The organism is Mesobacillus sp. S13 (assembly GCF_020422885.1).
In the GTDB taxonomy this organism is placed as follows: Bacteria; Bacillota; Bacilli; order Bacillales; family Cytobacillaceae; genus Mesobacillus; species Mesobacillus selenatarsenatis_A.
This window is the reverse complement of sequence record NZ_CP084622.1, coordinates 2,261,562-2,274,163: the sequence shown is the minus strand read 5'-3', so window position 1 is coordinate 2,274,163 and position 12,602 is coordinate 2,261,562. Positions and strand designations below refer to the sequence as shown.

The 12,602-nt window shown below is 40.0% G+C and carries 18 protein-coding genes; 4 read left to right on the top strand and 14 right to left on the bottom strand.

Annotation, left to right across the window (positions count from 1 at the left end):
• Nucleotides 1-138: 138 nt before the first annotated feature.
• Nucleotides 139-987 carry an STAS domain-containing protein gene (locus LGO15_RS11625; RefSeq protein ID WP_226087687.1) on the top strand — a complete coding sequence of 283 codons (849 nt, stop codon included), beginning with the start codon at nt 139-141 and terminating at the stop codon, nt 985-987.
• Nucleotides 988-1,244: 257 nt separating this feature from the next.
• Here LGO15_RS11625 and LGO15_RS11620 read toward each other — a convergent pair whose 3' ends face one another.
• Entirely contained in the window at nt 1,245-1,709 is a 465-nt protein-coding gene (locus LGO15_RS11620) for a hypothetical protein (RefSeq protein WP_226087686.1), read from the bottom strand.
• Entirely contained in the window at nt 1,706-1,915 is a 210-nt protein-coding gene (locus LGO15_RS11615) for a helix-turn-helix transcriptional regulator (RefSeq protein WP_167830572.1), read from the bottom strand. The genes LGO15_RS11620 and LGO15_RS11615 overlap by 4 nt, the downstream gene beginning before the upstream one ends.
• Before the next feature lie 589 nt (nt 1,916-2,504).
• On the opposite strand from LGO15_RS11615, the gene LGO15_RS11610 reads away from it, so the two are divergent.
• Nucleotides 2,505-3,731: an IS4 family transposase gene (locus LGO15_RS11610; protein WP_226086611.1), complete on the top strand. Its 1,227-nt coding sequence runs from the start codon at nt 2,505-2,507 to the stop codon at nt 3,729-3,731.
• 300 nt (nt 3,732-4,031) lie between these two features.
• On the opposite strand, the gene LGO15_RS11605 is transcribed toward LGO15_RS11610, so the two are convergent.
• From LGO15_RS11605 to LGO15_RS11580, 7 genes are all read right to left on the bottom strand, one after another.
• Complete coding sequence (locus tag LGO15_RS11605) at nt 4,032-4,430, bottom strand: cytidine deaminase (RefSeq protein WP_167830571.1); 399 nt, start codon at nt 4,428-4,430, stop codon at nt 4,032-4,034.
• A gap of 277 nt (nt 4,431-4,707) precedes the next feature.
• Nucleotides 4,708-5,274 (bottom strand): dihydrofolate reductase family protein, encoded by a 567-nt coding sequence (locus LGO15_RS11600; protein WP_226087685.1) that lies wholly within the window; start codon nt 5,272-5,274, stop codon nt 4,708-4,710.
• A 67-nt stretch (nt 5,275-5,341) separates the two neighbouring features.
• The gene (locus LGO15_RS11595; RefSeq protein ID WP_226087684.1) at nt 5,342-5,782 is read right to left on the bottom strand and encodes a MarR family winged helix-turn-helix transcriptional regulator; all 441 of its coding nucleotides are present in this window, start codon (nt 5,780-5,782) and stop codon (nt 5,342-5,344) included.
• A 21-nt stretch (nt 5,783-5,803) separates the two neighbouring features.
• The gene (locus tag LGO15_RS11590) at nt 5,804-6,280 is read right to left on the bottom strand and encodes a glutathione peroxidase (RefSeq protein ID WP_226087683.1); all 477 of its coding nucleotides are present in this window, start codon (nt 6,278-6,280) and stop codon (nt 5,804-5,806) included.
• Nucleotides 6,281-6,435: 155 nt separating this feature from the next.
• Complete coding sequence (locus tag LGO15_RS11585) at nt 6,436-6,972, bottom strand: PP2C family serine/threonine-protein phosphatase (protein ID WP_318999838.1); 537 nt, start codon at nt 6,970-6,972, stop codon at nt 6,436-6,438.
• Nucleotides 6,973-6,991: 19 nt separating this feature from the next.
• Nucleotides 6,992-7,243 (bottom strand): hypothetical protein, encoded by a 252-nt coding sequence (locus LGO15_RS24295; protein WP_318999837.1) that lies wholly within the window; start codon nt 7,241-7,243, stop codon nt 6,992-6,994.
• On the bottom strand, nt 7,236-7,688 hold the full coding sequence (locus LGO15_RS11580; RefSeq protein ID WP_226087682.1) for an HIT family protein: 453 nt from the start codon (nt 7,686-7,688) through the stop codon (nt 7,236-7,238). Before LGO15_RS11580 ends, LGO15_RS24295 begins: the two co-directional genes overlap by 8 nt.
• Nucleotides 7,689-7,792: 104 nt before the next feature.
• Between LGO15_RS11580 and LGO15_RS11575 the strand changes: the two genes are divergently transcribed.
• Nucleotides 7,793-8,332, top strand: a complete 540-nt coding sequence (locus tag LGO15_RS11575; protein ID WP_226087681.1) for an NUDIX hydrolase — start codon at nt 7,793-7,795, stop codon at nt 8,330-8,332.
• 64 nt (nt 8,333-8,396) lie between these two features.
• Nucleotides 8,397-9,269: an alpha/beta fold hydrolase gene (locus LGO15_RS11570; RefSeq protein ID WP_226087680.1), complete on the top strand. Its 873-nt coding sequence runs from the start codon at nt 8,397-8,399 to the stop codon at nt 9,267-9,269.
• A gap of 51 nt (nt 9,270-9,320) precedes the next feature.
• Here the strand turns inward: LGO15_RS11570 and LGO15_RS11565 are convergent, their stop codons facing one another.
• The 5 genes from LGO15_RS11565 to LGO15_RS11545 all read right to left on the bottom strand — a co-directional run bounded on the left by LGO15_RS11565 (nt 9,321) and on the right by LGO15_RS11545 (nt 12,599).
• A complete protein-coding gene (locus LGO15_RS11565; RefSeq protein WP_226087679.1) occupies nt 9,321-9,854 on the bottom strand; it encodes a GNAT family N-acetyltransferase in 534 nt (177 codons plus the stop codon).
• 290 nt (nt 9,855-10,144) lie between these two features.
• Complete coding sequence (locus LGO15_RS11560; RefSeq protein ID WP_226087678.1) at nt 10,145-10,759, bottom strand: histidine phosphatase family protein; 615 nt, start codon at nt 10,757-10,759, stop codon at nt 10,145-10,147.
• A 3-nt stretch (nt 10,760-10,762) separates the two neighbouring features.
• Nucleotides 10,763-11,482: an ATP-binding protein gene (locus LGO15_RS11555; RefSeq protein WP_167830558.1), complete on the bottom strand. Its 720-nt coding sequence runs from the start codon at nt 11,480-11,482 to the stop codon at nt 10,763-10,765.
• Nucleotides 11,483-11,521: 39 nt separating this feature from the next.
• A complete protein-coding gene (locus LGO15_RS11550) occupies nt 11,522-12,013 on the bottom strand; it encodes an ECF transporter S component (RefSeq protein WP_226087677.1) in 492 nt (163 codons plus the stop codon).
• A complete protein-coding gene (locus LGO15_RS11545) occupies nt 12,003-12,599 on the bottom strand; it encodes a cob(I)yrinic acid a,c-diamide adenosyltransferase (protein ID WP_167830556.1) in 597 nt (198 codons plus the stop codon). Before LGO15_RS11545 ends, LGO15_RS11550 begins: the two co-directional genes overlap by 11 nt.
• Nucleotides 12,600-12,602 lie beyond the last annotated feature (3 nt).

The following is a 12,602-nucleotide window of genomic DNA, read 5'->3' as shown; positions in this document are numbered from 1 at the left end:
TCATGAGCTTGATTATTCATTCTTCACCTCTTCATCATTTGTTTGTTTTATCCGTTGCCAAATGATCAATAATCCCATTCTACAATCTGTAAAAATAACCAGAGGTACAAGAATTCCCTTGTGAGGAGATGGTTCCCAGTGTCAAAAGAAGAGTTCGAATTCATAGGCAAAAAAATCTACGATCACCGACATGAGCTTGCTAGATTATTCAGCGAAAATATTCCTAAATATACTTCAGAGCACTTTGAAAAATTTAAAATGCCAGAGGCGGAATATTTGAAATATAGATCTCAATTAATAGGTTATTTTGGGGAAGCATTATATAAAAATCAAGAAGAAGCATATAGATCTGTAGGTAATTGGGCAAGAGAAGTAGCAAACCAAACCGTTCGATATGGAGTTTCTTTAACGGTAGCATTACGGATCATTTCGCTTTTCCGCCTGGTCATTTGGGAAATATTCACCGATGAATTAGAGCAGAATAGGATTTCCTGTAACACGATGGTCAAAATAACGGAAATATTCGACAAGCTGATTGATTCCATCTTTAGAATTACTGGAGAGGTTCACGAGAAACATAACATCGAGCGTGTAAAGTCAGCATTTACAGAATTAAAGGAACTGTCTGTGCCTGTTGTTCCGATTTCTCCTGGAATTGCCGTATTGCCAGTAATCGGATCGATTGATAATGACCGCGCAAAAATGATAATGCAGGTTTCTATCAATGAATCGATTAGACTTAAGCTGAAATATTTCATTATGGACCTATCAGGCGTATCGATTATCGATAGTTTCGTTGCAAATTCTCTATTTCAGATTGTGAATACACTAAAACTAATCGGTGTAGAAATCATTATCACAGGGATCCGGCCTGCGATTGCACAAACCATAACCCGCATAGGATTAGATTTTAACATAACAAAAATCAGCAGTTCATTAGAAAAAGCTTTATCGGACCTGGGATTCAAGCAAGTGAGCACTTTTTAATATATAGAAAGAAAATGGAAGTATTTCTTATTTCTTTATCCCAGTTAATCACAGAATGAGAACTAAACATTGTCGAGACTTCCCTATTAAAACGAAAGGAGCATATTCTGAAAAACAATCAGATTATGCTCCACTTCTGTTACATATCAATTCCTCGCAACAAACTACGTCCACTCCAAACCGTTTATCTTTCAAAAACAATGCTGCTGCCATTGATTTACGAAACACCGCTTTACACCAACTGTTAAAACGCTTTATTAATAATATTTTTTCCATGACAAGAAATAGGCAGTGGATTGGACAAGCGGAAACAGCATGACGATAATGACTGGATAATAAGGAACAGATTCTGAAATGAAAGGATAGAGCAGCATGAGTGCTGTCAGGATTGGGAATGTATACCACATCGTGACATAGGATGCTCTGCAAGCTTTGGCCGTAATCTCTTGTTCTCTTTCGTCACTTTCTTCAAACTCAGGCGGCAGAAAGAAAGCCTTGGCAATAGATTTGTTCTTCTTTTTGCTCTTCATGAACAAAGTGGCTGACAAAATTCCACCGATCACTAAGGCGGCAAATATAGGAGTCGCATTGATCGTCACTTCCCAGGGTGGCTCTGGATTCTTTAACACTTCTGCAAAATCCATCTGGGCATAATAAAAAGCAATCATCCCCCATGCAAACAAGACAAATATTCCGACTGACATTAGAAATTTTTGATTCATTTTCCCTCATCCTCCATAAAAAAAATCTCTTCAATTGGCAGCTGAAACACACGGGCAATTTTCATCGCCAGTAACAAGGACGGTATATAGCTCCCCTTCTCTAGAGCAACAATCGTCTGTCTTGTCACGTCAACCCTCTCAGCCAAATCGTTCTGCGTAAAACGATGCTTCGCTCTCAATTCTTTAACACGATTGGTAAGTCCCATTAGCTTCAAACACCATACCTTTCACAATAAAAATGCATACTAGACTTTACATTTTGTAAAGCCAACTATACATATCAAGCTAAAAAAAAGCTCAACTCCAACATCCTCCAATTTATCTGATAATCCAATTGTATACTTCACTTTACATTTTGTAAAGCCTACTTTACAAATTACATAAAACATATTCGATACTAAGACACTACTTTGGTTAACAAGCTTGCGACCAATGGTAACTGGACCGCCAGCCTGTCTTGTTCATACAAAGAATTTTTAAAAGTTTTTGCTTTCTTACTATTTTGATTTTGTATAGAGAGGTTAATAATAAACGGAGAATTTCCGTCTAATATTTATTTACGATCCTTTTCAGCAGAAATAAGCGTATTAATTCCGGTTAGCTGCTCTAAAAATGCCAAAATTCAAGGTTTTCATTGAAATAACCGGAAAAACATCCCTTATTTTTCACTAGTCTTGCAAAGCTGTTCCAAATAATGGCATTTAACCAATAAAAGGTTTTAAACAGAAAAAATCCTCCTATGTAGAATGGTAACAACAAGTTGCTAAACACCTATTCTACAAGGGGAGGATTCCTATGAACTCAAAGAGTTCTATACCCAATCAAACTTTACCCGACTCAACTGTAGTTCAAAAGTGTTTGGCACTGTTAAATCTTGAGAATTATCGTGACCCCTTTATGGACCATAAAGCACACAAACTTTTTTCTGGCCATGTCATTACCATGACGGTAGAAGGAATGCTTATGAGACGTGAATCCCTATGGGATTTGAGTGAGAACCTTAAATCCAAGAAGGTGTTCAAGGAACTGCTGGAGCTTAAGAGTATACATGGATCTTCTATTAACAGAAAGCTTATGAAGCTGCCAACCGGTCTCCTGCAGGAGACTGCATTCCGAATCTTTAAGCAGATTGACCAACATCATAAACGCCTGCCTGGCTTTGAGAAGATAGGAAAGTTGGCCGCTGTAGACTCTTCTCAATTCTCGCTCCCTTCCAAGGCGGGTGAATGGGCTTATTCCACCAAGAAAAACAATGGAGTAAAGCTTCATCTCTGTTTGATTGTCGCGGATGAAAATACCTATTATCCTGGCAAATCGATTTTTTCTACTACCGGAGTAGATGACAAGGAAGTCGCGCTTGAACTGGTGGTCGACCAAGCTGTCACCTACATCTATGATCGAGGATACATCAGTTATGTTCTCTATTCAGATTTAATCCAAAAGAATCTAAAGTTTGTCGCCAGGGTAAAAATGAATTCAAAGCTGACAATCGTGAATAAGCATGACATTCATGGTGAACCTAACATTGTTTTAGACGCTGAGGTTCAGGTTAAGAAGCCCAAGACGGAAGAGATCATCTCATTGCGTCTTGTAGAATTCCTTGATGACGAAGGCAATAAATACAGGGTAGTCACGAACCGACGGGACATTACTGCAAGTGAAGTCGCAGAGATTTATCGCCAACGATGGAAAGTCGAGCTCTTTTTCAAATGGATCAAACAGCACCTTAAGTTGGTGAAGTTCTACAGCCATAAAAAGGAGGCTGTATGGAATCAGTTATGGCTCGCCATGATCGCTTATGGGCTTTGTGAATTGGTCAGGATTCAGACTTGTTCTAAAAAATCCACTTGGGAAATACTCAAGTACCTTCGTCAATACTGGTATGACTCATGGGATTATTTTATAGAAGCCTTATTCAGGGAGCCGAGCAGAAGATCCAAAGGAAGGCGAAAGAAAGGAAAACCCGGCCGGCCAAGAAAATATCCCAAGAAGTTGAAGACCGTCCAAATTGTCCAAAGATAAACGGATAATAAGATGCTAACTAACTTGCTTGGTAACTTGTTGTTTTAAACAGGTATGCCTTTTTTTGTTTCCAACGCTAACTAGCTAAGTAACTAAGTTTGAAAATAAACTAAAATTAACTAAATTTGGTGTCTCGTTGCAAAGCTAGTGCTTATTTTTATGAAAATAAGCGACTTGTGAGATTTAAACGGAATTTCTCCGTTTATTTTCAAACAGTGTGAAATCTTAAAGCATCTAAAAAAATAAAGAGCACGTCCTGATGGAATCATCAAAACATGCTCTCAAACTATCCAGTATACATTACATATCTAAGTCCGTGAACGCATATGGCAGTAATTCTTTCAATGCCAATTCCCGGATCTCTTTTTTATCATTCGTCAGGTACACCGGCATGTCTGGTGAAAAGAATTCGGCCATCACCTGCCTGCAGATGCTGCAAGGCGGCAGGAAGTCAGCTGTATCGCCAGAAACGGCGATCGCTGCGAAGTCACCCTTTTTGTAACCGTTCGCCACTGCTGTAAAAATAGCCGTTCTCTCAGCGCAGTTCGTCGCACCGAATGAAACATTCTCTACGTTCACTCCGTTGTAAACGGTACCATCTTTCAGCAGCAAAGCTGCCCCAACAGGAAATTTGGAATAAGGCGCATACGCATTCTTTTTTGTCTGGCGCGCGCTTTCCACTAATTGTTCTTTATTCATTTCATCATTCCCTTTCCCATAAGAATGAACTTTTCACAGTCCCCTTTACGCCAACGAAAAGTTGACAGGACTTCTAATATAATATCTTTGCTAATTTTTTGTCAATGAAAATTCGGTGAATTAATTGATTCTTGAATACAAAAAGCTTAAGGCGAAAGGGAACGGTTTCTTTTTCCTGTCAAAAATAAGAACTAGAATAGGGAAAGAAATATCATATAACAGTGCCGGTGCGTTTTTTTACTATTTACTTCATCCTTAACGATAGCGCCATTTTGTACTACTTATTAAGTTGATAGCATAGTTGAACCACACCAGAGGAAAACCTTTTTGTTTCAACTAAATTTAGATTCACTCTTTGCTTAATGTCAATAAAAAGGGGTTTTCCTTCTCCTAAAATAATTGGGTGAACAGATAATCTAATTTCATCTACAAGTCCTAAGTTTATAAACGTTGTTATAAGACTCGATCCACCATAAAGCCAAATATCTTTACCAGGCATATTCTTTAATTTGGTTATTTCATTCTCAATATTTTCACTAATAAATGTCACGTTATTTTCTGGCCTATTTTGAGTTCTTGAAAAAACATATTTCTCTTTACTATGGACCAATTCCCAAATTTCATTTTCTGTATCAGAAACGTCAGAATCAGGTTTATACTTACCCCATAAATCATAACTTTTTCTACCATACAGAATAGTATCTATTTGTTGTAAGAAGTTCTTGAAGTCCATATCCGGATCCATAATGCACCAGTCTACTTCCTCTTTAGGACCTTCGATAAATCCATCTAAAGTAACTGCTAAATCTAAAAGTATCCTTCTTGGTCTGTCGGAATTGACCATATATTTATCCTCCTTTAGTTCGAATAAAATCGGAGACGTTTTCTTGTTGCACTATTCTCCTTCGTTCTCAAGACCGGTTATACATGTTCAATTTTCCCCGCAATACACTTAATTGTTTCATCAACTGCTCATACTCTTCATATTCAATATTGCAGAGCTTCAATTCTGCGGCAATTTTTTGCACGATGGCTTTTTTTTGTTCGAATGCTTTTGAGAGGAGGCTTATGCAGACTTTCCGTTCATCCTCAGTTGACCGCTCCCTCTTTAGCCAGCCATTGGTTTCCATTCTCTTGATCATCGGCGTCAAGGTACCAGTTCCGAGGTTCAGTCTTTCACCGAGCTGTTTAGCAGAAAGCCCGTCCTTCTCCCACAATGCTAACAGGACCAAATATTGCGGATAGGTAAGCCCGAAGGAATCCAGCGCTTTTGTATAAAGTTTGGTAAACTGGCTTCCCGCGTCATAGACCGCAAAGCACAACTGATTTTCCAATGTTAAAAAGTCGTTCAAGTGACTCATCCTTCACAATGCTTAGAGTAATTTTTCAAGATCATTCTTGATTTTTTCCGGCTCAGTAGTTGGCGCATAACGTTTAACCACCTGGCCATTTCGGTCAACAAGGAATTTCGTGAAATTCCATTTGATATCCTTCGTCAGCAATCCGCCCTTTTGTTCTTTTAAAAAGGTAAATAGCGGATCAGCCTTCGCTCCGTTCACATCAATCTTCGCGAACATCGGGAATGACACCCCATAGTTCAACTGGCAAAACTCAGTTGTTTCCTCGATGTTATCAAACTCCTGGTCATTGAACTGGCCGCATGGGAAACCTAAAATCTCCAAACCTTGCTCGTGGTATTCGTCATACACTTCCTGAAGACCTTTAAACTGAGGTGTCAAGCCACATTTACTAGCAGTATTGACAATCAGCATTGGTTTTCCTTCATAATTTCTTAAACTTTGTTCCTGTCCATTTGGCTTTTTTACCGTAAACTCATAAACAGTTTTCATTTATAGTCACTCCTCCGAGAAAATTAAATCGTGTACGATTAAATCGTATCAAATATTTAGATTTCCTGCAAAGTTTAAGAATTGAGAAACCTACGAAAAAAAAACACAGGGCAGGACCTGTGTCAGTATGAAATATAAAGTGTGCTTCTAAGGAATTATTGATCACTTGGCATGGTGGTTTCCTTGGAAACTTCTATACTCCAGGTAATGATCGTCGTGCTGTCCCTGACATGGTGATTCTTGATACTCTCCAACATAGAAGTGACCACTCTTTCATCCACTTCAGGATCAGTAAAGGAATGATAAATGCTGGCAGGGTTTGCGTAGGGTTCATTTGGGCATTCAATCAACCCATCTGTCGTGAGAAAAAGACGATTTTTTCCTGTCCTAAGCTCCCTTATGCCAACGCTATAACAAGGAACGCCCAATTCGAATGTATTGACTTCGCCGATCCATTCATAAAATTGTCTTTGATTCAACTGATTCTGACCTAACAAAGCGAGTTCCTGATGGAATAAATAGAGCACACAGTCTCCTACCGAGAACCACCATACATACTGATCCTTCCGGGCAACAATTAAGCAAGCCGTTTCTCCTGTAACATTTCGGCAGGCGAGTAAGAAGTCTTCTGATTGAAAGAGGCTTATCATCTTTTCTTCTAGCTTTTTAAAAGCCTGTTGATTTGTCGGCATGGACAAAACTTGCTTTATTTCAACCTTCGATCTGCTGAATAATCAATTCTGCACTTTCCGCAGTTTTATGGGCATCCAGAATAATTGCAAACTCCCAGTCTTGCTGCTCATTGAACCATACCAGACATCCATCTTCATTTTTATACTGCCCGGCACTTGAATTGCCTCCATAACGCCCAACCACGATTTTACCAAGCTGTAAAACGTCTGGCGTGTCAACAAAGTGGGCCTGGCTCCCTACCCAGCTAAACTCTTCGCCCTGCTTAGCCATTGGGATGATTCTCTAAATAGGACTTGATGCGAGCGCAAAGGGCAATCACATTGTCATTGTCACCCATTGGCGCACCTTCCCAATCATACACAGCATTCGGACCCCAATATTCCTTAGGAGTGCCTGGATAACGAGGAACCAGGTGCATATGAAGATGTGGCACCGCATCCCCCGACACAAAAGAATAGATGTGTTCAGCACCCTCACTTTCCATAAGAGCCTTGCTCACTTTAGCCATCGTCATGCCGAATACTTTCGCTTCCTCCATATTCATCTCTCCAAGTGTCGGAACATGCCTTTTTAAATCAATCATAATATGACCTAAATAGATCGGGTTCCCATTTCGATCAATATGGCCAACATAGACAAATTCATCCTCGTAAATCGTCATACCGGAAGTCTGGATCATGCCCGCATGCTTCTTACAGATAAAACAATCGTTCACAGAAATCCCACCCTTTTTTGATATTTTTAAAAGTATAATATATTATATAGGTAAATTGGTATAATTTTCTATAGAAGTTAAACAATGAAAGGATGCTTAAGAATATGAACTTCGATACCACAATAGACGAACCCAATATGGATAACTATAAAACTACCATCGAGAGAGTAGCAGTCAGAGCGGTTATTAGGAAGAATAATCATATTTTACTGGTTCAATCGAATAGAGGGGATTTAAAATTTCCTGGTGGCGGAGTTGAAAAGAACGAAAACCATGAGGATTGTTTGTTACGTGAGGTTAGAGAAGAAACTGGCTACATCCATTGTGTTGTCAAAGATAAGGTTGGCACAATCATCGAACGGAAAAAGGATGTCTTCGAAGAGAATGCATTATTCCAAATGATATCACACTACTACCTATGTGATCTGGTAACGCAAGATAAAGAGGAACAGCAATTAGATGAGTACGAGGCCATCCTGGATTTTACGCCCAAGTGGGTTACACTTGAAGAAGCTATCACGCAAAATGAAAGTCTAATAGATAAATTTGAACAAAATAGCTGGTTGAAGCGGGAAACCTATGTATTAAAACAATTAAGAATTAATAAGTTAGAATGCACAGGATACGTTCAACCCCTTCAGTAAAATAGGAAATGAAGTCACTTTGTTGAATTCTTAAGGAAAGTTCAAATGAGAGGTTTTTAAAATCATGCAAAATTACTATGAATCGTCTATTTCTTTATCAAATAATATGAAATTATCCTATACCGGCTATGGAGATAGTAATCAAAACACGGTGATCTTTTTTCACGGATTCGGTTCTTCAGTACATGCCATACACCCTGATCCAACCATCTTGGATCAACATAATATTCGATTTTACGCTTTGAATCGTCCTGGTTATGGTGATTCAGATATTGGATTGGGCTATTCTATGGAGGATTATGCTGACTGGTTAAATGAATTCCTGATCGCTAAGAATATTCAAAAGGCGTCTCTTATCGGCTGGTCAGCTGGTGGATTATACAGCCAGGTTTTCACAGATAAATACGCAGAAAAAGTTGAATCACTGACCTTGGTCAGCAGCGCTATCCCCCTAAATAGTGAAGAGACCAAAAGCGTACTGCCATCTAACTGGAAAATGATCAGAAATATGAACAAGTATATCCCTTTTATGACGAAGTTTTACTTTAAAAGCCTCAGTAAAAAAGTAGCGAAAAATCTGGATGGTGTCATTCAGGAATCGGTCAAACAGATGGTGGAAGAGGACAAAAAAGTCATGAATAACCCAACCATACAGCCGGCCATTTTAAAAGGGACTGTAGAAGGTTATCGGAATAGCGGGATTGGGGTATATTACGATGCCCTTGCATTGTGCAATAAGATGAACGAATCCAAAAACCCTGGCTTTAATGGGAAGGTACATATTTGGCAAGGTAGCGCAGATACAATCTGGACTTCAGACACCTCTAATTTTCTTAAGGAAAAGTATACGAATTCCACTTATACATCCATTGATAACGGAGGACACCTACTCTATTTATCTCATTGGGATGAAATTCTTAGAAAATCAGTGAGTTAGAAATCGATTCATAAACGCCTGGAAATTCAGGCGTTTATGTTTGTTATTGGATTAAATTTCACTTCTCAACAGACTATAAACAATCAAATCTTCATAATGATCATAAAGATACTGTCCTGCCCGCTTGATTCCTTCCTTTTTAAATCCTAATCGCTCAGGAATCCCCTGGCTTTTCAGGTTATTGGCTGCACATTGGATTTCGATTCTATTGATAGAATACCTGCCAAATAGTTCATTAATAAGACTCTTTAAGCTGATCGTGATGATGCCCTTACCTTCACTGTCCTTAGAAATAAAATAGCCAATGCTCGCAGCTCGATTGCCCCAGTCAAACTGGACGCCAATCATTCCGATAAGGTCACCATTATATCTGATAGCAACATCGAACCCTTGATTATTAGCCAGGTTCTCCAACCAATACTTTATGACCGGCACCATATCTTCTGCCGATTTCCGTTTATCTACCCATAGAAGCCATTGTCTTAAATGATCCCGGTTGTGATCGATTAACATAAAGATTTCTTCCGCTTGATGCTGCTGCAACAATTCTAGGCTTATAGATTCATCAACCTTAAAACTAAACATTTTATAATCCCTCACAATTAACTCGTCTAGCGGCAAGGAATCCGCTCTTACAATAAATTCCACCAGCAAGGTTCTTTTTCCTTCTTCTAAAAATTCAACTGTCCATGAAGTGATATGTTGCAGATAGTCCAGCTGTCATCTATTAACAAATGGCTTTATGACTCTTTTTATACGAATTCGTATTCCCAAAGCTCTGTATAAGTAAGATGGATCAAGCCTGTATATTGAAAATGATCATACACAGATCACATCAGGACAGATGAAATGTTTACACCTTTTACTGGGCTTATTCATGATGAGGTACAATGAGAAATACAAGCTTCAAGCTGAAGTTCTTTTTTACCAACATCCAATTTTACGATCGTTAAGCTTGTACCAAAAATAAATGGTGGCTCCCATAAGTGTTTTATTGAAGAATTCCTGCACAGCAAGTATAAATTTTTAATGACAACTCCATGTGTCACAATGAGGACATTGCCATCTCTCACGTTTTTCTCCAGGTCCTCCAAAAACTCCACTAGTCTTTGTTGGACCTGTAAAAATGATTCCCCTCCAACGCTTTCATAGTCTTCAGGTTCGTTCCAGTATGCCTCGAATTCTTCTGGATAGAGAGATTTTATTTCGTTCTCGGTTTTTCCCTGCCATGCTCCTAAATGAATTTCCATCAGCCTTTCATCGGTCAGTAAGGGAATCATCCTATCCCCTTTTACCAGCCTGGCTGTTTCCAATGTCCTGCCGCTGGGAGAAGCGATGATCTGTCGGAACTCTATCTCCTGAAGGCTGGCTCCCAGTGAACGGGCATCTGCTTTCCCTTTATGCGTAAGGGAAGAATCCAGGCGGCCCTGGCTCCTTTTTTCTTTATTCCATTCTGTTTCACCATGTCTGATTACATATAAATGAAGCATGTTTTACCCCCAGTAGTTAATTTCATGAAGATAGCGGCCGCAGATCAACTCTAATTTCTGCTGGATGTCTTCCGGAAAAACTGCCACAAAGCAGGTCGATGGACCAGAGGATTTTAAAAGTGGAACAGTTGTATCCACATTTTCTTCAGTAAATTTTGTATGATCAAACAAAGTATTCAACTCATAAAGAATACCCCTCGAGCCAACAGGAATCGTCACCACTTCTTCCAAGCTGCTGACTTGCTTAAAAACATGCAGTGGCACAACCTGTTCTTCCTTTTCCATCACCTCTGACCCTACCAGAGGGAAGCCAATGACAACTATTCGTGTATGGGCGTCATAATTCAGGTTACTGATTTTCATATTTGCCTTTCTTTTACCCATAACAGTAATGCCAAAAGCCGATTGGTTTAACGCAAAATTGCTTTCTGTGCTCCCGGTGATCCTTATGTTTACCCTGCCGAGCTCACGAGTTCCTTGTTCAATACCTTGTACTAGCTCTTTCCAGGCTTCTTCGCCGCAAAAGTTCTGGACGACTGTCGCAAATGGTTCAGCACCGGCACTTATGCACTCCATCACAGCAACTCGGAAGGAATAGTATGCGACGGTTTTGTACGGAACCTGTACTGCGTCACCATCCTTCATTCCAATGCTGCCGCTATTGTCACTGGCTATCACAAGGTTTTCTTCTTCATTCAAAGGGATCATTAAAATATCTCTCACTTGCGGTTTTCCTCCCAGCTGCACATTATTTAGTTCTGCTCATGCCTGTTTCGAAAGTGGAAGTCTGTCACCAAGCACTCTGACGACCCTTGGCAAAACAATAAAAGCAAGCACGGTATTTAAAACGGAACCGACAAATAAAGATGGCACGACCGCTAAGTAAAATGACTTTCCCATTAACATCATAAACGGAAGCGGGGCGGCGAAGCTGTTGCCCAAGATAAATAGTACACCTGCTTGCCAGCGTTTACCGCTTCTATATAGCATCGTGAATAGATAAACAAGGAGGGCCATTTCACAAGCAACCAGGAAATGAAATGGGCCAAGCGGCATTCCCGCAACGATAGACGATAACAGATGGCCGATTCCCCCTACCGCTGCTCCTGCCGCCCCTCCCAGAAGTCCTGCTGCCATCAAGGCAGGCAAGGCATCCAAAGCTACACTTCCTATCACTGCTGGAATCTTGATAAATGCTCCTGCCGCTGAAAGGGCGATGAACATGGCCAACCAGGATCGTTTCTTATTCTTCACCCTGTTTCGCCTCCTTGCGTTTTCCCTCCCTGAACACCTTGGCACTTCGAACGTATTCAACATCCTGCATATTGAGCCTGGAGTTGATTACCCTTGCAAGAGCAAAGAAATAGTCCGACAATCTGTTCAAGAATTGTAAAGCTGTTTCGGAAACTTCCGGATCAGCTTTCAACAATGAAACAACTAATCTTTCAGCCCTTCTTGTAACCGTACGGGCAAGATGGATTGAAGCGGAAGCAGGTGCTCCTCCCGGCAATATGAATCTCTCAAGCTTTGGAGCTTCGGCAATTAGCTCATCAATTTTCTTTTCAAGGTAATCAACTGATTCCTTTGTCAGCTTAAGTTCCCGGCTCTTTGTTACATTCGCCAAATCCCCGCCGCAATCGAACAGTTCATGCTGGATTTTTTCGAGATCGTCCAGAATATCCGCAAAAATGGATGGATCAAGCTGGGTAACAGCCTGGCCAACAAAGCAGTTTACTTCATCGACGGTTCCGTACGCTTCGACCCGAATATCATCTTTTTCCACCCGGCCTCCGATAATGCTCGTTTTCCCTTTATCACCAGTTCTCGTATATAGTCTCATATC